The sequence below is a fragment of the Pseudomonas qingdaonensis genome (assembly GCF_018398475.1).
Classification (GTDB): domain Bacteria; phylum Pseudomonadota; class Gammaproteobacteria; order Pseudomonadales; family Pseudomonadaceae; genus Aquipseudomonas; species Aquipseudomonas palmensis.
In genome coordinates this window covers 3,095,356-3,113,654 of sequence record NZ_CP074676.1, presented here as the reverse complement: position 1 = coordinate 3,113,654, position 18,299 = coordinate 3,095,356, and the positions used below count along the sequence as shown (strand labels likewise).

At 61.6% G+C, this 18,299-nt stretch carries 18 protein-coding genes; 10 read left to right on the top strand and 8 right to left on the bottom strand.

The features are described from left to right. Positions 1-13: 13 nt before the first annotated feature. The 4 genes from KH389_RS14160 to cynR all read right to left on the bottom strand — a co-directional run bounded on the left by KH389_RS14160 (position 14) and on the right by cynR (position 5,774). Positions 14-2,449, bottom strand: coding sequence for a membrane-bound PQQ-dependent dehydrogenase, glucose/quinate/shikimate family (locus KH389_RS14160; RefSeq protein WP_213607532.1), 2,436 nt, complete (start codon positions 2,447-2,449; stop codon positions 14-16). A 705-nt stretch (positions 2,450-3,154) separates the two neighbouring features. Beyond that, positions 3,155-3,523 (bottom strand): hypothetical protein, encoded by a 369-nt coding sequence (locus tag KH389_RS14155; protein WP_078480310.1) that lies wholly within the window; start codon positions 3,521-3,523, stop codon positions 3,155-3,157. 210 nt (positions 3,524-3,733) lie between these two features. Further along, positions 3,734-4,738, bottom strand: a complete 1,005-nt coding sequence (locus KH389_RS14150; RefSeq protein WP_081315089.1) for a sensor domain-containing diguanylate cyclase — start codon at positions 4,736-4,738, stop codon at positions 3,734-3,736. A 136-nt stretch (positions 4,739-4,874) separates the two neighbouring features. Then, entirely contained in the window at positions 4,875-5,774 is a 900-nt protein-coding gene (gene cynR / locus KH389_RS14145) for a transcriptional regulator CynR (protein ID WP_116054324.1), read from the bottom strand. A 111-nt stretch (positions 5,775-5,885) separates the two neighbouring features. Between cynR and KH389_RS14140 the strand changes: the two genes are divergently transcribed. From KH389_RS14140 to KH389_RS14125, 4 genes are all read left to right on the top strand, one after another. Next, positions 5,886-6,527: a carbonic anhydrase gene (locus KH389_RS14140; protein ID WP_054914637.1), complete on the top strand. Its 642-nt coding sequence runs from the start codon at positions 5,886-5,888 to the stop codon at positions 6,525-6,527. A gap of 29 nt (positions 6,528-6,556) precedes the next feature. Further along, positions 6,557-7,027, top strand: coding sequence for a cyanase (cynS, locus tag KH389_RS14135; RefSeq protein WP_043861410.1), 471 nt, complete (start codon positions 6,557-6,559; stop codon positions 7,025-7,027). 78 nt (positions 7,028-7,105) lie between these two features. Beyond that, positions 7,106-7,345: a DUF2790 domain-containing protein gene (locus KH389_RS14130; protein WP_058540084.1), complete on the top strand. Its 240-nt coding sequence runs from the start codon at positions 7,106-7,108 to the stop codon at positions 7,343-7,345. Between the two features lie 61 nt (positions 7,346-7,406). After that, positions 7,407-8,630 carry an amidohydrolase family protein gene (locus tag KH389_RS14125; protein WP_213605695.1) on the top strand — a complete coding sequence of 408 codons (1,224 nt, stop codon included), beginning with the start codon at positions 7,407-7,409 and terminating at the stop codon, positions 8,628-8,630. Positions 8,631-8,803: 173 nt separating this feature from the next. Here KH389_RS14125 and KH389_RS14120 read toward each other — a convergent pair whose 3' ends face one another. After that, positions 8,804-11,251 (bottom strand): TonB-dependent siderophore receptor, encoded by a 2,448-nt coding sequence (locus KH389_RS14120; protein WP_058540085.1) that lies wholly within the window; start codon positions 11,249-11,251, stop codon positions 8,804-8,806. A 187-nt stretch (positions 11,252-11,438) separates the two neighbouring features. Between KH389_RS14120 and KH389_RS14115 the strand changes: the two genes are divergently transcribed. Then, on the top strand, positions 11,439-11,954 hold the full coding sequence (locus KH389_RS14115) for a sigma-70 family RNA polymerase sigma factor (RefSeq protein ID WP_213607531.1): 516 nt from the start codon (positions 11,439-11,441) through the stop codon (positions 11,952-11,954). Further along, the gene (locus KH389_RS14110; protein WP_213605694.1) at positions 11,951-12,898 is read left to right on the top strand and encodes a FecR domain-containing protein; all 948 of its coding nucleotides are present in this window, start codon (positions 11,951-11,953) and stop codon (positions 12,896-12,898) included. The genes KH389_RS14115 and KH389_RS14110 overlap by 4 nt, the downstream gene beginning before the upstream one ends. A gap of 124 nt (positions 12,899-13,022) precedes the next feature. Here the strand turns inward: KH389_RS14110 and KH389_RS14105 are convergent, their stop codons facing one another. Then, positions 13,023-13,892: an AraC family transcriptional regulator gene (locus KH389_RS14105; RefSeq protein ID WP_213605693.1), complete on the bottom strand. Its 870-nt coding sequence runs from the start codon at positions 13,890-13,892 to the stop codon at positions 13,023-13,025. A gap of 95 nt (positions 13,893-13,987) precedes the next feature. Then, entirely contained in the window at positions 13,988-15,385 is a 1,398-nt protein-coding gene (gene pdxR, locus KH389_RS14100; protein WP_213605692.1) for a MocR-like pyridoxine biosynthesis transcription factor PdxR, read from the bottom strand. A gap of 89 nt (positions 15,386-15,474) precedes the next feature. On the opposite strand from pdxR, the gene KH389_RS14095 reads away from it, so the two are divergent. From KH389_RS14095 to KH389_RS14080, 4 genes are all read left to right on the top strand, one after another. Then, the gene (locus KH389_RS14095) at positions 15,475-15,921 is read left to right on the top strand and encodes a GNAT family N-acetyltransferase (protein WP_213605691.1); all 447 of its coding nucleotides are present in this window, start codon (positions 15,475-15,477) and stop codon (positions 15,919-15,921) included. Beyond that, entirely contained in the window at positions 15,918-16,538 is a 621-nt protein-coding gene (locus tag KH389_RS14090; protein WP_213605690.1) for an FMN-dependent NADH-azoreductase, read from the top strand. Before KH389_RS14095 ends, KH389_RS14090 begins: the two co-directional genes overlap by 4 nt. A 27-nt stretch (positions 16,539-16,565) precedes the next feature. Continuing rightward, positions 16,566-16,997: a carboxymuconolactone decarboxylase family protein gene (locus KH389_RS14085; protein ID WP_213605689.1), complete on the top strand. Its 432-nt coding sequence runs from the start codon at positions 16,566-16,568 to the stop codon at positions 16,995-16,997. Between the two features lie 69 nt (positions 16,998-17,066). Continuing rightward, positions 17,067-17,552, top strand: coding sequence for a P-loop nucleotide/nucleoside kinase family protein (locus KH389_RS14080; RefSeq protein WP_213605688.1), 486 nt, complete (start codon positions 17,067-17,069; stop codon positions 17,550-17,552). A gap of 17 nt (positions 17,553-17,569) precedes the next feature. Here KH389_RS14080 and KH389_RS14075 read toward each other — a convergent pair whose 3' ends face one another. Continuing rightward, positions 17,570-18,259 (bottom strand): B3/B4 domain-containing protein, encoded by a 690-nt coding sequence (locus KH389_RS14075; protein ID WP_100632828.1) that lies wholly within the window; start codon positions 18,257-18,259, stop codon positions 17,570-17,572. Between the last annotated feature and the right edge of the window lie 40 nt (positions 18,260-18,299).

Sequence of the window (18,299 nt, the reverse complement as noted above, 5' to 3'; positions counted from 1 at the left end):
TTCCACCAGCGTGTTACTGCTGTTCAGTACCGTCGGGCAACGCATAGGCAATGATGTAGTCGCCCACATCAGGCGAATGGCTCATGCCGCCCGCCGAGATCACCACATACTGCTTGCCGGTCGCCGGCGACTGGTAGATCAACGGCGCTGCCACTGCACCTACCGGCAGGCGGGCTTTCCACACCTCCTTGCCGGTGGCCGAGTCCAGGGCCCGCAGGTAGTAGTCCTGGGTGCCGGCAAAGAACACCAGCCCCGAGGCGGTCGAGGTAGGGCCGCCCAGCGTCGGCATGCCCAGCGGGATCGGCAGGTGGGTCTTGAGGCCCAGGGGGCCGGTGTCCTGCACGGTGCCCAGCGGTACCTGCCACACCAGTTTCTGGGTGTTCAGGTCGATGGCGCTCATGCTGCCGAACGGCGGGGTGTTGCACGGTACGCCCAGGGGGGATTGCAGAATGTCGATTTTTACCCCGCCATAGATGCCCGCCACTTGTGGGCGAATCGTGCCCATGAAGCCCGGCACCTCATCGGTGGAAACCTTGAACTTGCTGGTGTTTTCCTTGGTGACCAGCGCCATGCGCAGCGGTACGCGCATGTCGTTGACGAACATCATGCCGGTGTTTTCGTCGATGGAGATGCCACCCCAGTTCATGCCACCCAGCAGGCCCGGCCATTCGATGTAGGGCTTTTCGGTCGGCGGGGTGAAGGGGCCCACGTACACCGAGTCCTTGAACATGATGCGGCAGTACAGCTGGTCGAAGGTGCTCACGCCCCACATGGACTTCTCGGTCAGGGGCTCGGCACCAATCACCGGCATGCCCACCGAGTGCGGTTGGGTCGGTGCCAGGTGTTCGCCTTCGGCGGCGGGGGATGTCGGTACGGGCAGCTCCTGAACTTCAGTCACCGGCTGGCCGGTGCGGCGGTCCAGCACGAAGATGTTGCCGGTCTTGGTGGTCTGGATCAGCACCGGGGTCTTTTCGCCCTGGGCGTTCTTGATGTCGTACAGCACCGGTTGCGACGGCAGGTCGTAGTCCCACACGTCGTGGTGCACGGTCTGGTACACCCATTTGGCCTTGCCGGTCGAGGCATCGACGGCCACCACGGCCGAGCCGTACTTTTCCTTGGCCTGGTTGCGGTCGCCACCCCAGTAGTCGGGTGGGCCGTTGCCGGTGGGCAGGTACACCAGGTTCAGTGCCTTGTCGTAGGTGGGCACGGTCCACACGTTGGGGGTTTCCAGGGTGAACTGGTGGTCGCTGGCGGTTGCGTCCTGGCCTTCAGGCGCACCGATGTCCCAGGCCCACACCAGCGCACCGGTCACCACGTCGAAGGCACGCACGGCGCCCGACGGCTCCTTGGCGACGATGTCGCGCACCCAGCCGCCGACCACGGTGAGGTGGCCCATTACCACGGGCAGGGAGGTGGGGTGGTAGCGCTTGCTGTTCTCGGTGGGACCCATGCCTTTTTTCAGGTCGACATAACCGTTGTCGCCAAAGCTCGGGCACAGGGTGCCGGTGTGTGCGTCCAGGGCAAACAGGCGGGCGTCGACCGACGACACCAGGATGCGCTGGCGGCACTGCTGCTCGCCATACGAGGCCTTGACCTCGGCGCTCAGGCTGTCGTCCTTGTCGATGTCGTGGTAGCCCACGCCGCGGCACGTCACGTGCTCGGCGCTGCGCGCGTGCGGGTCGAACTTCCAGATCGGCTTGCCCGTGTCGGCGTCGAGGGCGGTGATCAGGTTTTCTGGCGTGCATGAATACAGCACGTTGCCGATCTGCAGCGGGGTGTTCTCGTCCACGCCGGCACCGGCGCCCGTGGTTCTGCGGCCGGTGCGGTAGATCCAGGCCACTTGCAGGTCCTTGACGTTCGCCGGGGTGATCTGGCTGAACGGCGCAAAGCGCGTGCCCGAGGCGTTGCGGCCGAAGAACTCCCAGTTTTCCGGCGCGGCGGGGGCTTCGGTTGGCGCAGGCTTGGCCGTGGAGGCGAGCGGGGTGGAGATTGCACCGTGCGGGTAGAACGCCGCCACGAAGGTCGCGATCAGCCCCGCGAACACCGCAAAGCCGAAGCGGTTGGCCAGGCGTCGGGTGCTTGCCGAGGTGCCGGGCAAGGCTGCGCCGACCCACAGGCTGAGGGTCAGGATGATTGCCGGTACCACCAGGCGTGGCAGCAGCTCCCAGTAGCTGAACTGGCCGACTTCGTAGAATGCCCACACACAGGTTGCCAGGGCGATGGCTACCGAAAGGGCGATGCTGGCGCTTTTGCGCAGGAACATCAGCGCTGCCAGCAGCAGGTATGCAACGCCTGCGATCAGGTAGTACGGCGAGCCATCGAGTGCTACCAGTTTGAAGCCGCCGTAGATCATCGCCAGCGATACGAGCAGCACCAGCAGGGCAAACAGCACCCTTGCGGTGGTGCCGAGTGCAAACTTCCGAGTTTGCGGTTGATGGTCATCCGTCATTTTTTTCATACGTTCCGTTAGTCAATGGAAAGTGCACGCAGGCTCTGCGCAGGGGTCAAGGCATTCAGTCGGCAGCGGTAAAGATCGAACCCGTGGGGTGTGGCGATCAGCGCGCAAGGGCGTGCGCGATCATTCGATACGGGGGGCGCCGAAGGCTCTGGGAAAGGGTGTTGGCGTTGGGATGGCCTTTGCGGAGTCGGCGCGGTAGGGCTGCCTGAAAACGGTGGCCAGTTTAGGCGGGCGAGGCGGGGCGGATAAATGCTCAAGGTCGAAAAGCATTGTTGGGGAAACAGTAACAATGGGGACGGTCGGTAGGCCGCGTGTGCGGCCCGTGGAACGAAAGGGAGGCAGCTGTACGCGGGTTAGCAGACCAGGGATCAAGGACCCCGGCGCGCATGAATGCGCCCCGCGTACAGTCGCCATAACACCCGACGACAAAGGGTGACGGCCGTAAGCAGGATGGTAGACCGGGACTCCAGGAACCCAGCGCGCACGAATGCGCCCTGCGTACAGCCGTCATAAAACGAAACAGCGGGTGCAAAAAGGTGTCAGCTGAGACGGATGGACGCTTGCACGTCCTAAGGTGCTCGGGCTAGCAAACCCGAAAGGATGCAGCTATAGCTCGGTAGCCCACCTTTGCAACAGGCCGCCACAACCCAAAGCAGGCATATTAGCTTCTGGATCAGTAGGTAGCCCCCGCCAGTCCTAAAATCGAGACGGCGGTTCATTTCCAGCTTTGATCTGTGAAAAGACATGGTCTGGATCTGCCTGGCACCAATATCTGAACAGAAGGCGAGGTTCGGTATCCCCAAAATACTGACTCAGGAGGCTCTCGGCGGGGATTAACAATTTAGTTTCTGGCCATTGCTGAGCTAAAACACCTATGTGTTTGCCAGACGAACAAATAATCCACGTCGCCTTGCCTCCACTGATGTCAGGCAGGTAACCCATACCTTGGATCGCTTCGAACAAAGCGCGCAGTGTTACTGCAGGATCAAGCCTGATTGATGTCCTGTGACTTTCCAGATCATCCCCTGCATGCACGCTATCCCGATCAATTTGAATGACCAACATGAATGTTCCTTTTTAGCGTTGTGAGATTACTAGAATGCCAGCGTAGGAATGCCAGCTATCTGTCTACAGTCCGCTTATGGCCAATTGCTGCCGTTAACCACCGGCAGCCTTGGGTCCGTTAGCGACGGCCGAGACCGTGTTTGCCCAGTAATCTCGAATCGCACTCGCCGCTGCGTTTTCTCCAGCATCACCGTGGCTGCTGATGACCCTCTATGAAGGACGGGCAGTTGTTTGTTCTTCTGCACCTTCAACTGCTGAACAGCCCGACAACCCCTCCAACTGCACATACTCAATGCGGTGCCGTCCGTTGTTTTTAGCCGCATAGAGCTGCTGGTCCACGGCTTTGATGAAGTCTGTAGGCCTGTCCCACTCGCCTGGCGCCATCGAACCCGCGCCTATGCTGACAGTCAGGCGGTGGTCATGTGGCGATAGCGCATGCACGATGGACTGCTTTTGGATCAACCGCTGGCAGCGCTCAGCCACTTTACGCGCCACCTCGGCATCGGCTTCGGGCAGCAGCACGATAAATTCTTCGCCGCCATAGCGAGCCACAAGGTCGCGTGGGCCATCCAACGCCAAACTCAGCGTCTGGGCAATCGCTATCAAACATTTGTCGCCTTGAATATGGCCGTACAAATCGTTGTACTGCTTGAAAAAATCGACGTCCAACAACAGCAGCGACAATGGCCGGCGCTCGCGGCGCGCACGTTCCCACTCCAACTCGAAACAGCTGTCGAAGCGACGGCGGTTGGCGATATTCGTCAGGCCGTCCTTGAACGAGAGCACCTCCAGTTCCTTCTGCAAACTCAGCAACTGGTCTTCGGTCTTCTTGCGTTCGCTGATGTCGAACATGAAGCCGATCAGCGCTTCGACTTCGCCCCTGTCATTGCGCACCACGTGCACAACGTCGCGGATCCACACATAGCCGTTGTCCTTGGTCAGCGCTCGGTAGTCCGCCTCATGGTCCACGCCAGCCTTGGATTGCGTCACGCAGAAGTTCACCACATGCTCGCGATCTTCTGCATGCATGCGCATGGCCCAGTCTTCCACGCTCACCCAACTTTCAGGGCTCCAGCCCAGCAACGCCTCGATCTGAGGGCCGATGTAGGTGAACTTCATCGAGGCCCAGTCAATCTTCCAGGGAATCGCCTTGGTCGACTCCAGAAGGGTTCTGTACACCTCACTGTCATTGACAAGCTCGCTTGCATCGGACATACACGATAGCCCTCGGAACCCTATGGATAAGCCACTTTAGCAGCACTGGCAGGGCAAGTACTGAGTACCGAGCCATGGGTCGGTACATGGCGACATGGAAGAGGTTGCGGGCACGCTGAAAGCCCTTCGTATTCTGCTACTCATCTGTTTTGGTCGTCAGATCACCGGCCACTTCCTTGGCCAGCGCCATAAACGCACGGGCAGCCGCAGATTGATAGACATTCTTGCGCTGCATCAAGACCGCTGTGCGCTCTAGCCGATGCGGCCCCAACTCGACAGACACCAACTCTGGGTGCTCCTGCGCTAGGGCAGCCGGCAGCAACGTCGACAGCGTGGTTCTGCGCACCACCTCAATCAACGCACCAATTACATTGGCCTCCATCACCACGCGCGGGCGAATGCCGTGCTGGTTGCAATAGCGGTCGATCTGTTCGCGGGTGGCGAACGCTTTGCTGAGCAGAATCAGCGACTGCGCATTCAGCGTCTCCAGGCCGACAGCCCGCGCCCCGGCCAGCGGATGTCGGCTACCAACGACCAGGGCAAGCGTTTCAACCAGTAGCGGATAGGCTTCGATGTCTGGCGCATGCACCTCATCAAACGCAATCCCCACATCCAGTTCGTCCCTCAGCAGCAGGTTCTCCATCTGCTCCTGGGCCAGTTCATGCACGTTCAGCGTGATGTTCGGGTAACGGCTGTGAAAGGCTTCCACCAACGGCCCGACCAGGTAGGTCGTGAAGGTTGGCGTCACCGCTATGCGCAGCGTTCCTCGACTGAGATCGCCCACATCATGGATCGCCCGCTTGCCTTCGCGCAGCTCCTGCGCCGCCCGCAATGCATAACGCAGGTACACCTGCCCGGCATCGGTCAGGCGTGTTTTGCGCCCTGAGCGATCGAACAACTGCGCCCCGAGGCTTTCCTCCAGCTGGCGCACTTGCTGCGACAGCGCGGGCTGCGAAACATGCAGTGCCGCCGCGGCACTGGTAAAGCCCTGATGTTCGGCGACCGCAAGAAAATACTGAATATGGCGCGCCAGCATGCCTGTACCTATAAGTTTATCTGATGCAGATAATCATATATGAGACTTTTACCTTATTGCACGGCCTCCGTAACCTTTGCCTCATCGCATCGCGAACCAACGGAGTCAACCATGCAAGACATCATCGACGGTTTCCTTAAATTCCAGCGCAATGCCTTTCCTGAACGTGCCGGCCTGTTCAAAGACCTGGCCAACCAGCAGAGCCCGCGGGCGCTGTTCATCTCCTGCTCCGACAGCCGGCTGGTGCCGGAGCTGGTCACACAGCGTGAGCCGGGCGACCTGTTCGTCATCCGCAATGCGGGCAACATCGTGCCGTCCTACGGCCCTGAGCCAGGCGGTGTGTCCGCCTCGGTGGAGTACGCGGTCGCAGCCTTGAAAGTCAGCGACATCGTGATCTGCGGGCATTCCGACTGCGGCGCCATGACCGCCATCGCCACCTGCAAATGCCTGGACAACATGCCCGCCGTGGCCGGCTGGTTGCGCTACGCCGATTCCGGTCGGGTGGTCAACGAGGCCCGCCAGCATGTCGATCAGCACGCCAAGGTCGCCTCGATGGTGCGCGAAAACGTCATCGCGCAGTTGGCCAATATCCAGACACACCCCTCGGTACGCCTCGCGCTGGAAGAAAAGCGCGTGACGTTGCATGGCTGGGTCTACGACATCGAAAGCGGCTGCATCCAGGCCTTCGACAGCCGCACCGGCAAGTTCGTGTCGCTGGCCGAAAGCCCTACCGCTTGCGTTGCTACCCACTAACCCTAGTTTCTACCCACGGAGATATCCCCATGATCCAATCACAAATCAGCCAAGACACTCGCCTTGCCCTGACCGACGTCATCCTGTTGGCCAAGGCCCGCAAAGACCTGTCGTTCGCTCAGATTGCAGAAGGCACCGGCCTGCACGAAGCTTTTGTCACCGCCGCCTTGCTTGGTCAGCACCCGCTGCCGGCCAACGCAGCCCAGGTGGTTGCCGACACCCTGGGCCTCGACGCCGATGCCGTGCTCCTGCTGCAAAGCATCCCGCTGCGTGGCAGCATCGGCAACGGCATTCCTACCGACCCGACCATCTACCGCTTCTACGAAATGATTCAGGTCTACGGCACCACGCTCAAGGCGCTGGTTCACGAGAAGTTCGGCGACGGCATCATCAGCGCCATCAACTTCAAACTGGACGTCAAGAAGGTCGATGACCCAGACGGCGGCTCCCGCGCGGTGATCACCCTGGATGGCAAGTACCTGCCGACCAAACCGTTCTGATCACCCCACCCATGGGGCCCGGCGCTGCATGGCTGCCGGGCTCCATGTTCTTGAAAATGTGGAGGAGGGCCTCTGAACATGAAGGCGTTACCTGTACTGATAGCGAGTTTTTTCTGTGCTGCGGCGATGGCCGACGAACCGATACCGGTTGAGCAATACAGCTATGCCCAGCACCTGGACATCGCCCGCGTCATTTCCATCAGCGAAGTCGCGCACGTCTGCGCCGTGGTACCTGTGCTCATGACGTATGAAGACTCCAAGGGCCAGAAACACATTCTTGAATACCGAGTGATGGGTAACGGCTGTTCCAACGGTTGAGCTGCCCATGGTTCGTTTTTTACCGATGCGCCTTGGGGCAGCATCATAGAGGGCCAACGTCATGGATCTGATCTTTCGCAATGTGCGCATCGACGATACAAAACCGCTGATGGACGTAGCGGTGCACCACGGCAAGATTGTCGAGATCGCGCCGACAATTTCAGTGCAGGCCGTGCAGGAAATCCAGGGCCACGGCCACGTGCTGATCCCGGGCTTTGTCGAAGGGCACCTGCACCTGGAAAAAGCCAACATCATGCATCGCAAGGCCAATCGCTCCGGCACGTTGAAGGAGGCGATAGCGGTTACCGCCGAGCTCAAACCCACGTTGACTCGCGACGACATTCTCGCGCGCTCCACTCAAGCACTACGTGCGTTGGTGCAGTCCGGCACAACCCACGTACGCGCCCACGCCGAATTCGACCCGGTGCAAGGCTTCACCGGCTTTGATGTGGTGCTGGAACTGCGCGACAAGCTGCGCGACGTCATCGACATCCAGGTGGTGGCCTTTCCGCAGGAGGGAATACTGAAACTACCGGGCATGCAGGCAATGATGGTTGAGGCCATGGAGAAGGGCGCAGATGTAGTGGGCGGCATTCCCTACAACGACGACTCGGCCCATGACCACATCGACTATGTATTCAACCTGGCCAGGCGCTACGGCAAGGACATCGACTTCCATCAGGACTTCGCCGACAACGCCGAACACATGACCATTGAGTACCTGGCGCGCAAGACCATCGAGCAAGGCTATCAAGGGCGCGTATGCGTCGGTCACCTGACCAGCCTGGGTGCCGTGGCGCCGCACAAACAGCGGGAGATCATTGCCTTGATTCGCGAGGCTGGCATCAGCGTCATGTGCCTGCCCGCCACCGACTTGCACCTCGGTGCGCGCGGCGACAGCCATGACGTGCGCCGTACCCTGACGCCGGTGCGGGCCCTGCGTGATGGCGGCGTGAATGTGTGCCTTGCCACCAACAATATTCGCAACGCATTCACCCCGTTTGGCACCGGCGACTTGCTCAACATCGCGCAATTGGCGATTCCGGCCTGTCACCTGGGCGGGGCGGATGACCAGGCCACGGTACTGTCGATGCTCACTACCCATCCGGCGAAAGCGCTGGGGTTGAAGGATTATGGGTTGGTGCCGGGTGCGCCTGCTGACGTGGTGTTGCTGGAGACGCATTCGGTGGGTGACGTGATTCTCGACCTGCCCACACGGTTGATGGTGCTAAAGCGCGGGAAGATCGTGGCGACGTCGGCCTGTCAGCGTTCGGTGGCTTTCTGATCCAGTTCGATGCATGCGGCTGTTCGTGCGGAGCTGTCACTTCGCTCGCCCACCACCCGGCTCACCCCGCACGAACTGCCTGGCCGTTCAACATGAAGATACTGGTGAGCATAGGGTCCGTCCAAGCGGCCGTTACAGCCGCTTGAAATCGCCCTATCGACCACTGCTCACGGCTAGTTCTCGTAGCGCAGCGTGACGGCAAAGTTGCGGGGTTCGCCGTAATAGTTTCCGGTGTCCTGGCTGAAAATCGCGGTGTAGTACTTCTCGTCGAAAACGTTGTTGAGGTTCAACTGAACGCTCAGGTTCTGGTCGATCCGGAAGTTGGCATTCAAGTCCACAAGGTTGTAGGCACTCTGCGAAATACTGTTCAGGTACAGCTTGCTCTGATGGTACACGCTGGTTCCGACTCGCCATTGGTCCAGGCTACCTGGCAACTGGTAGGTGGTGGCGGCCTTGAACAGTCGCTGTGGCGAGTTCTCTGTCCCATAGGTGTCACCCTTCCTGCTACCCGCCACGTATTCTGGATGGCTGTAGGTGTAGCCCATGGAGGCATTCCACCCGGGCATCAACTCGCCCGAGACCTCGGCATCGAACCCGCGGTTTCGTACTTTGGCGCCCTCGGTGTAGCACCGCGAATCGCGCGTGGGCCCACACACGCGCCCAGCCTCGGGCACGACCTGCGCAAGGCCTGTCTGATCCACCTGGAACAGCGCCAGGGAGGTATTGAGCCTGCCATCGAACAGTTCGTTTTTTACGCCCACTTCGTAGTTGCTGCCCGTTGTGGGTTCGAGCAGTTTGTTGTCGACGCTGTAGTTGCTCTGCATCTTGTAGATCTCGGTATAGCTGGCATACACCGAGGTAGTGTCATTGACGTCGTAGACGATGCCGCCGTAGGGGATGATCTTGCGGTTTTCCCTGAAGCGGTCCGTCTCCCACGGGCCCTGGGTGTCGTAGTCGACCCAACTCAAGCGGCTGCCCAGGATCACGTGCAGATCATCGAATGGGTTCAGGCGAGTGGCTGCATAGATCCCCTTGTCCTTGCGCACATGTCGACTGGGCGTCAGGCTGCCGACTATCTGCGGTTTCGGGAATGTGGAGGTATCGAAGTCCAGAATGTCGACGATAGGGTTCACGCTGGACGAGCCTGTGACGTATTGCAGCCTGTCACGCCGCAAGTTGGTACCGATCACCACCTCATGCTTGCGCCCCAGCAGGTTGAACGCACCGTTGAGCGCCGCGTCGAGATTGATCTGTTCATCATCGTAGCGGGCGCTGTTCGGCCAGTACTGCATCGTCGAGTCGGTGTCCTTGGTGTGGTACCCAACCTGAGCGAGAAAATCCGAATTGGACCAAATCAGGTTAGTGGCGACGGTGAGGTTCCAGTCCTCATTGAAGCTGTGCTTGATATCGGCAAAGACGTTGCGGTTGATCTTGTCCAGGTACGCCCACTTTCCAGCGAACGACTTCGACCGCGAGAAGTTGTATGAGCTGCCATCCAGGTGGGTAGGCAAACCGCCCCAATCGTAGCCGCCACTGTTGTCCTGCTGGAAGGACGCCCCCACTGCAACCGTGGTCGAGTCATTCAGGTCGACTTCGCCGATGGCGTAGAACAGTTGGTTGTCCTTGTCAGCGTAGTCCTGGTAGCTGTTTCGACTGTTGTACATCAGGACCGTACGGCCACGCACGGTGCCTTCTGCGTTCAAGGGGCCGCCAACGTCGAGTTGCGTGCGGTAGTTGTCCCACGAGCCAGCACCGATCTCTGCCTTGAGCCGGTATTCACGTGTCGGTCGCTTGCGAACCATGTTGATGGCCGCAGACGGATTACCTGCCCCTTGCATCAGGCCGTTTGCGCCTCGAACAATCTCCACCCGGTCATACATGGCCATGTTGTTCACCGACATGACGTCCATCGAGAAGCTTTCCGTGACGCTGCTCGGCAGGCCATCGAATTGCAGGTCGTCGACCTGGAACCCTCGCGAGTAGTAAAGCGGACGCTCAGTGCCGAACCCCTTGACCGTGCTGATGCCCGTGGCTGCCCTTGCAACGTCTTCCAGGGACTGCATGTTCTGGTCGTCCATCTGCTGACGCGTGACGACGCTGATCGACTGCGGCGTTTCGCGCAGCGAGAGATTCATCCGCGTCGCTGTGGTGGTGTTACCTGTGGTGTACGACCCCGAATCCTCGGTGATGGTGCCCAGCCCCGAGCCTGTCACGTTGGTCGCGTCCAGTTGCAATGAACCCGACGGTGCAACCGGCAGCAGCACATAGCTGTTGTCCCCACCTGCAACCGCCTGCAACCCGGACCCGCTCAGCAACACGGCAAAGCCCTGGTCGATGCTGTAGCGGCCATTGATGCCCCGGCTCTGCTTGCCTTCGGTCAGCCCGTTGTCGAACGACAGCACCACGCCTGCTTCGGTGGCAAAGCTGTTCAGCACAGTGGCCAGCGCCCCGGCTTCAATGGCAAATTCCTGCTGATGCAGCGTACGGGCTGTTACCTGGCCTTCAGCCGCGTGGCCAAGTGCTGGAGTGGCCATCAACAACGATGCGCCAAGTAGGGCAAGGCATAGCGCGCTTGGGGTGTTCAACGTGGCGGTGCAGAAGCCTGGAAGGGGATGCTGCATGCTTACTCCTGATGCGGTTGTTGGCATTTTGTGAGGTGTCTGCAAAAGGAGTCGCGTAGCCGAGAGGAAAGTGACAACGCGTTTCGAAATTTTTTCCTGGCCTGATTTTCACGGCCAGAAGTCGATTGCTCTCAGGCCATCATTTCACTATATTGCGATTAATTCTTATTCACTGTTTGGCCTGGATATGCCGTCTGGCAACCTTATCGCGACCCTCTACAACGACCATCAACCCTGGCTCATCAGTTGGCTGCGCAAGCGCACCGGGTGTTCGCAGGCGGCGGCAGACTTCGCCCAGGACACCTTTGTTCGCGTGCTGCTCGCCGAGCGCCGTGAACCCCGGGCGGCCATGCTCAATGAGCCTCGGCATTTTCTGGTAACCATCGCCAAGCGGGTAATGATCGACAGTTTTCGCCGTCAGTCGGTGGAGCGTGCCTATCTGGAAGTGCTCGCCGCGCAGCCCGAGTCGTTCGAGATTTCTGCCGAAGAACAGCTTTCGTTGCTCCAGACACTTCTGGAGCTGGATCGCATGCTTGACGGCCTGGGCGTGAAGGCCAAAACGGCGTTCCTGATGTCGCAAGTGCAAGGGCTGACCTACCCTCAAATCGCCGAGCACCTGCAGGTGTCCGCCAGCTCGGTAACCAAGTACATGGCCCGGGCCACCGAACGCTGCCTCCTGTACCTGATGGACAATCCGTGGTGACCACCGACGCCCAGCGCCAAGCACTTCGCCATGCGGCGCAGTGGTTCGCGCAGCTGTGCGCGAACCCTGAAGACGCGGCGCTGCGCGCGCAGTGGCAACGCTGGCACTGCCGGAGGGCGGAGCATGAATGGGCATGGCAGCAGTTGACCGAATTGCAGGCGCGCCTGGGCGGCATGCCGCAGCAGTTGGCCTGGAACGTCATGGAAAAGTCCACGCTGCGCGAAAGCGGCCCGAATCGCCGCACGCTACTCAAGGGGCTGTTGCTGGGCGCCGGCGCCAGTTCATTGGCATGGCAGGGATATGACGTTGCACCCAGATGGATGGCCGACCTCAGAACGCGCACCGGAGAACAGCGCCAAGCGGCTCTTGCCGACGGCACCCTGCTGGTGTTGGATACCGATACCGCGCTGGATGTCATGTTCAATGCCAGCACGCGCTTGCTGGTGCTTCGGGCGGGGGAGGTCCATGTAACCACCGGCAAGGACTCACGTCCGTTGCTGGTGCGCAGCGCACAGGGTGATCTGCGCGCATTGGGCACTCGCTTCGCCGTGCGCCAACTCGACGGGCTGACACGCCTCAGCGTCTACCAGCATGCCGTTGCGGTCCGTCCTGAGCAGGCTGAAGGCGAGGTCGTGATCGAGCAAGGGCAATCGGTGACACTTGATCGTCAGCGACTGTTTGCCACGCAGCCGTTGAAAAAAGGCGAAGAGGCCTGGGCTCAGGGGCGGCTGGTAGTGGAGGGCTGGAGGCTGGATACACTCATCAACGAGTTGCAGCGCTATTGCCCCGGCTATCTGGGCTGCGCCTCGGAGGTCAGCCACTTGCGGGTGTCGGGCTCGTACTCGCTTGGCAACATCGAGCTGACATTGAACACTATCGCCCGTTCGTTACCCATCCGAATCCAGCAGATTACCCGTTACTGGACGCGCATCCTGCCGGTTTGATGATTTACGACTTTCGAAGGCCGGTGGCTCAGACATCGGCTCGCACGGTCCGCTTTTGGCACCACTGCCGCTCGGCCAGCAACTCACCCACCGAGCGGCAACCCGTTTCACACGCCAGCTTCGCCTATTTCAACGGAACGTAGATATCCGTCTGCCATTGATCCTGCGGTGTTTCGGGAAACACGCTCAGGTAATGGAAGAACAACGGGTGATCCCGAAGCTCTTCGTTACTGGAGGGTAGCCAGTCGCGGTAAAGCGGGTAGATGGATTCTCCGATGTAGTCAGGCGACCCCGTATGGCGAATCACGGCGCAACGCCCTGCCGGGATGACCCGTTCATGCACGCCGAATTCGTTGGGCAGCACGGCCTCGTCTATCTCGCCGCAAATCGCGAACCTGAAGGCCTCTGCGGGCGTGGTATCGGGATTGTCATAGGGGATGCCAAACGAGCGGCTCACGGCTACTGGCGACTGACCGCTCTGCATGCGCCACTGACGAAAACGACTGACGCTTTGACTGACGAGGCCGGGCGCCCCGCAATGTTGAAGCGCCGCCACGCGGGTTTCGGCGAACGCTACGGTACGTATCTGCATGGTGATACTCCTGGAAAAGTGAGGGACAACGAAGACCGCATTCCAGACCTGCCAGCTCGGTGCCTTGGCGAACGCACTCGGCGCCATGCCAAAGGCGCGCCTGAACGCCCTTGAAAAGGCCTCGGGGCTTTCGAAGCCAGCACCCAGTGCTGTCTCCAGCACGGACTGACCCGGTGAACCGACCAGTTGATGCGCAGCGCGCCGAAGCCTCATCAACTGCACATACTGTGCAACCGGCACGCCTACATACGCCGTGAATTGCCGGTGAAAATGAAACACCGAGAAGTTGGCGACGCGGCTCAGTGCACTCACCGAGAGATCGCCCTCGAGGCAGGTATCGATATAGGCGAGTACGGCGTCGAACCGTTTTGCGTAGGCATGGCTGTTGCTTGAGTCGGTCACCGAACAAAACCTCCTGAAGATGCGGTGAGCAATAGCATCCGCCTTTGCCCCCTCGTCGTGCCTAGCCGGGTTTGCTCTGATAGGGGTTGCTGCCCCTATGCAAGCCGAGCCAGTTCCCGCGCCACCATCGCCGCCTGCTGCGCACTGGCAACATTGGTAAACCCCATTACCAGCCCGTGCCTGGGCGCACCTGCCAGGTACCACTGCGATAGCGGCTCCACCGCCAGCCCGGCGGCCCGCGCGCGCTTGGCCAGTTTTACATCGTCCACGCCGGGCAAACCGGCTACCAGGTGCATGCCGCCTGCCTGGGTATCGATCAGCAAACGCTCGCCCAACTGCTGCTGCAATGCCTCGATCAGCCATTGCCGGCGCCGGGCGTACAGATTGCGCATCTTGTTCAGGTGCCGCGCAAAGTGGCCTTCGTTGATAAACGCCGCCACGGTGGCCTGCAGCAGGTAAGGGCAGTGGTTGTGCAGCCGGTCGGCCTGGCGGGCGAAGGCCTCGCACTGCTGCGCCGGCACCACCAGGTAGGCCAGACGCAAGCCGGGGAACAGCACCTTGCTGAAGGTGCCGGTGTAGAGCACGCGGCCCTGCTGGTCGAGGCTCTTGAGGGCGGGCAGGGGCTTGCCGCGATAACGGTATTCGCTGTCGTAGTCGTCCTCGATGATCCAGCTGCCTTGCCGGTTGGCCCACGCCAGCAGCGCCAGCCGGCGCGGCAGCGACAGCGACACGCCCAGCGGGCTCTGGTGGGTGGGGGTGACCACGGCAAAGCGCGCATCCACCGCGCGGGCGATGCCCTGTTCCACATCCAGGCCCTGGTCGTCCACGCTGACGGGCACCAGCTGCGCGCCGGCTTCCTGCAGGGCGTTGCGGGCCATGAAGTAGCCGGGTTCCTCGAGCCAGCAGCGGTCGCCCGGCTGCATCAGCGTATGGCAAATCAGGTCGAGGCAGGCGCGATAGCCGGCGCACACGAACACCTGCTCGGGGCGGCAGGTGATGCCCCGCGAGATGCCCAGGTAAGTGGCAATCGCCGCCCGTAGCGGTGCGTGGCCGCGTGGGTCCGGGTACACCAGGCTTTCCAGGCCGCCTTGACGCAGTTGCCGGCCGGCCAGCCGCGTCCACAGCTTGCGCGGGAAGGCGTCCAGGGCCGGCAGGCCCATCTGCAAGGGCAGTGGCAGCTCGCCGGAATGGGTGGTCGGGTAGGTGCTGGCGGCCAGGCCATGGCCCAGTTGGGGTGGGGCAACCGGGGTCAGTTGCGGGGTGACCACCGTGCCGGCGGCGCCGCGCGCCATCAGGTAGCCTTCGCCGATCAACAACTGGTAGGCCGCCTCCACGGTGCCCCGCGCCAGGTTCAGCTCGGAGGCCAGGGCGCGAACGGCCGGCACGCGATCACCTGGGCGCAGGCGGCCGTCGGCGATGGATTCGCGAAAGCGCTGGTAGAGCTGACGATAGATCGGCGCCTGCTGGCTGCGGTCCAGTTCGAAGGAAAGCATCTTGGCCTAGTCGTTTATTCATTTTTCGGCCCTGTAGCTTAAGCCATTGCTTGCTTAAAGTGGGCGCTCTTGAAAAGCGGACGACGACCATGGCCTACACCCTTCAACACCTCGAAAGCCACGCAGCCTTTGAAGCCAGCTTTGAACTGATGCGTGTACTGCGCCCGCACCTCAACGACCTGGCCGACTATGTGGCGCAGCTGCAGCGTCAGTCGGCGCAGGGCTACCGCTTGTTGGCGGCGTGGGAGGGTGAGCAGGTGGTGGGCCTGGCGGGCTACCGCCCGCTGGAAAACCTGTTGTACGGGCGCTTCATCTATGTCGATGACCTGGTGGTAAGCCCCGACCTGCAACGCGGCGGCCTGGGCGCGCAGTTGCTGAGCGCCGTGCGTGACGAGGCGCTGCAGCGCGGTTGCGATCACTTCGTGCTGGATACCGGCCTGCACATGCCGCTGGCCCAGCGCTTCTATTTTCGCCAGGGGCTGCTGGCCCGTGGCATGCACTTCACCCAGAGCCTTAAGTCGGGGAGCCCGCAATGAACAACGTACTGCTGCTCAACGCCAGCCCGCAGGGGCCGGTGTCCCATGCCAATCAACTGGCGCTGGAGCTGGTCGCCACCTTGCGCCGGCGCCACCCCGGGCTGCAACTGATCGAGCGTGATCTGGGCGCGAGCCCGCTGCCCCCGCTCGATACCGATTACGCCCGCGCCCTGACCACCCGCACGCCATTCGACGCACCCACTTTCGAGGTGTCCGAGGCGTTGATCCAGGAACTGGAGCGCAGCGATGTGCTGCTGATTGCAACGCCCATGCACAACTTCATGCTGCCGGCCGCGCTCAAGCTGTGGATCGACTACGTGCTGCGCATTCACCGCACCTTCAGTGCCGGCCCGCAGGGCAAGGTCGGTTTGCTGCGCGACCGCCCGGTGTACGTGCTGGTGGGCTCCGGTGGCATTCACCAGGGCGAGGCGGCGCGCCAACCAGACTTTCTCACGCCGTACCTGCGCCATGTACTCAACACCCTCGGGCTGTTCGACCTGCACTTCACCTACCTGCAGGGCCTGGTGGGCAGCGAGCAGGCGGTGCGTAGCGCAATCGACGCCGGCCGCGCGCGCCTGGCGCTGGAGCCCTTGTTCAACCCACAGGTTTGCGCCTGATCCCTTTCACTTCACTGGAGTTTCACCATGAGCCAACTCAGACTGCCGTTCGCTTCCCTGTCGCCTGAGGCCTACCAAGGCCTGCTCGCCACCAACAACGCACTGGCCGCCAGTTCCCTGGGCCTGCCATTGATCGAACTGGTGTACCTGCGCGTTTCGCAGATCAACGGCTGCGCCTTCTGCCTGGGCAAGCATTCGCAAACCCTGCGTGACAGCGAGGTGGCGCAAGCCAAGCTCGATTGCCTGGCCGGCTGGCGCATCAGTGGGCTGTTCAACGAGCGCGAGCGCGCCGCACTGGCCTGGGCCGAGACGCTGACCCACGTCAGCGAAAAGGGCGCCCCCGATGCGTTGTACGAGCCCTTGAAAGCCCATTTTTCCGACGTCGAGATTTCCGACCTGACCTTGGCGGTGGCGTTGATGAATGCGTTCAACCGGCTGGCCATCGGCATGAACCTCTGAGCGCGTTCTACTGTTGTGGGTGCAAGCGCCGGCACGGCATCATGGGGGTTCATCAATCAGGACAACGCCATGGTCACCCCGACGCTTCATCTGATGTGCGGCAAGATCGCCTCCGGCAAGTCGACACTGGCCAAGGCCCTGGCAACCGAACACGCGGCGATCTTGCTGAGCGAGGATCACTGGCTCTCCAGGCTGTACCCGCAGCAGTTCCACTCGGTGGCCGACTACGTGCGCCTTGCCCGCCAGGTGCGGGCGGTGATGGGGCCGCTGGTTACCGACATGCTCAGGGCGGGCACCAGCGTGGTGCTGGACTTTCCGGCCAACACGCCTGCCGATCGCCAATGGCTGCGCGCCCTGGCCGACGCCGCACAGGTGCCGCACTGCGTTCACTACATCGAGGCAAGCGATGAGACTTGCCGGGCCAGGCTGCACCTTCGCAACGGCCGCGCCGAGCATGAGTTCGCCGCGACCGACGCCGAGTTCGATCTGATCACCAGCCACTTTCGGGTGCCCGACCCCGAGGAGGGGATCGAGATCAGCGTTCACCGGCTCTGACCCTCGGCGCGCACAACTCAGTAGAGTTCGATCAACTGCCGGTCGATCGTGGCGCCCGGCATCATCTGCAAAAGCCCGGTGCCCAGTTCGTCAGCCGCGGCTTGCAGTGCCTCCAGGGGCATTGCAGGCAGGCTTTCGAGGATGAACCACATCTGTTCTGCATCGGCGTCCAGGCGCGTTCGGGTTCCCTGGCGCCAGTTCCAGCGCCGACACGTCACACCCAGGTCGTCGCGCCAGATCACTTCACCCTTGTCGGGCGATTCGTTGGCGGCGCTGCCGTCCTTGATGGTGTCGAACAGCTCCGTACCGGTGGCAACGGTCAAACGCGGCACACCTATGTAGGCAGCGAAATTCTCGCCGCCGACCGGCACGGCGAACCTGAGGCTGATGGCGTTGTACAGGTCGACAATGGGGTCGATGCTCGGCAGCACGGCGTCGCGCAGCACGCGCTTGCGCAGTGCCTCGGCCGAGCACGGCGTGCGCTGCGGCTTGGCGCCGAACAGCCGGAAGGTGTGTGCCCATGCCGCAAGGTGCGCCTCTGCCCAGTCCGGGGCGCCGGCCGTGACCGCCTCACAGGCCTGCGTCAGGGCGTTGGTCGCCACCTCGGGCCGGGTGATCGGCGTGGCTTTGACGCAGATGCTCATGGCACGGAACCCAGGTGCTATCTCTGCAATCTGCGGGTCAAGAACAGGCACGACAAACGACATGTATTTCTCCAGAAGGCAGGGGGAGCAGAACAGGTGCGCA

Bases quoted from the DNA above. Each gene is read 5' to 3' on its own strand.
- KH389_RS14160 (WP_213607532.1), bottom strand. From the start codon at position 2,449: ATGACGGATGACCATCAACCGCAAACTCGGAAGTTTGCACTCGGCACC.
- KH389_RS14155 (WP_078480310.1), bottom strand. From the start codon at position 3,523: ATGTTGGTCATTCAAATTGATCGGGATAGCGTGCATGCAGGGGATGAT.
- KH389_RS14150 (WP_081315089.1), bottom strand. From the start codon at position 4,738: ATGTCCGATGCAAGCGAGCTTGTCAATGACAGTGAGGTGTACAGAACC.
- cynR (WP_116054324.1), bottom strand. From the start codon at position 5,774: ATGCTGGCGCGCCATATTCAGTATTTTCTTGCGGTCGCCGAACATCAG.
- KH389_RS14140 (WP_054914637.1), top strand. From the start codon at position 5,886: ATGCAAGACATCATCGACGGTTTCCTTAAATTCCAGCGCAATGCCTTT.
- cynS (WP_043861410.1), top strand. From the start codon at position 6,557: ATGATCCAATCACAAATCAGCCAAGACACTCGCCTTGCCCTGACCGAC.
- KH389_RS14130 (WP_058540084.1), top strand. From the start codon at position 7,106: ATGAAGGCGTTACCTGTACTGATAGCGAGTTTTTTCTGTGCTGCGGCG.
- KH389_RS14125 (WP_213605695.1), top strand. From the start codon at position 7,407: ATGGATCTGATCTTTCGCAATGTGCGCATCGACGATACAAAACCGCTG.
- KH389_RS14120 (WP_058540085.1), bottom strand. From the start codon at position 11,251: ATGCAGCATCCCCTTCCAGGCTTCTGCACCGCCACGTTGAACACCCCA.
- KH389_RS14115 (WP_213607531.1), top strand. From the start codon at position 11,439: ATGCCGTCTGGCAACCTTATCGCGACCCTCTACAACGACCATCAACCC.
- pdxR (WP_213605692.1), bottom strand. From the start codon at position 15,385: ATGCTTTCCTTCGAACTGGACCGCAGCCAGCAGGCGCCGATCTATCGT.
- KH389_RS14095 (WP_213605691.1), top strand. From the start codon at position 15,475: ATGGCCTACACCCTTCAACACCTCGAAAGCCACGCAGCCTTTGAAGCC.
- KH389_RS14090 (WP_213605690.1), top strand. From the start codon at position 15,918: ATGAACAACGTACTGCTGCTCAACGCCAGCCCGCAGGGGCCGGTGTCC.
- KH389_RS14085 (WP_213605689.1), top strand. From the start codon at position 16,566: ATGAGCCAACTCAGACTGCCGTTCGCTTCCCTGTCGCCTGAGGCCTAC.
- KH389_RS14080 (WP_213605688.1), top strand. From the start codon at position 17,067: ATGGTCACCCCGACGCTTCATCTGATGTGCGGCAAGATCGCCTCCGGC.
- KH389_RS14075 (WP_100632828.1), bottom strand. From the start codon at position 18,259: ATGTCGTTTGTCGTGCCTGTTCTTGACCCGCAGATTGCAGAGATAGCA.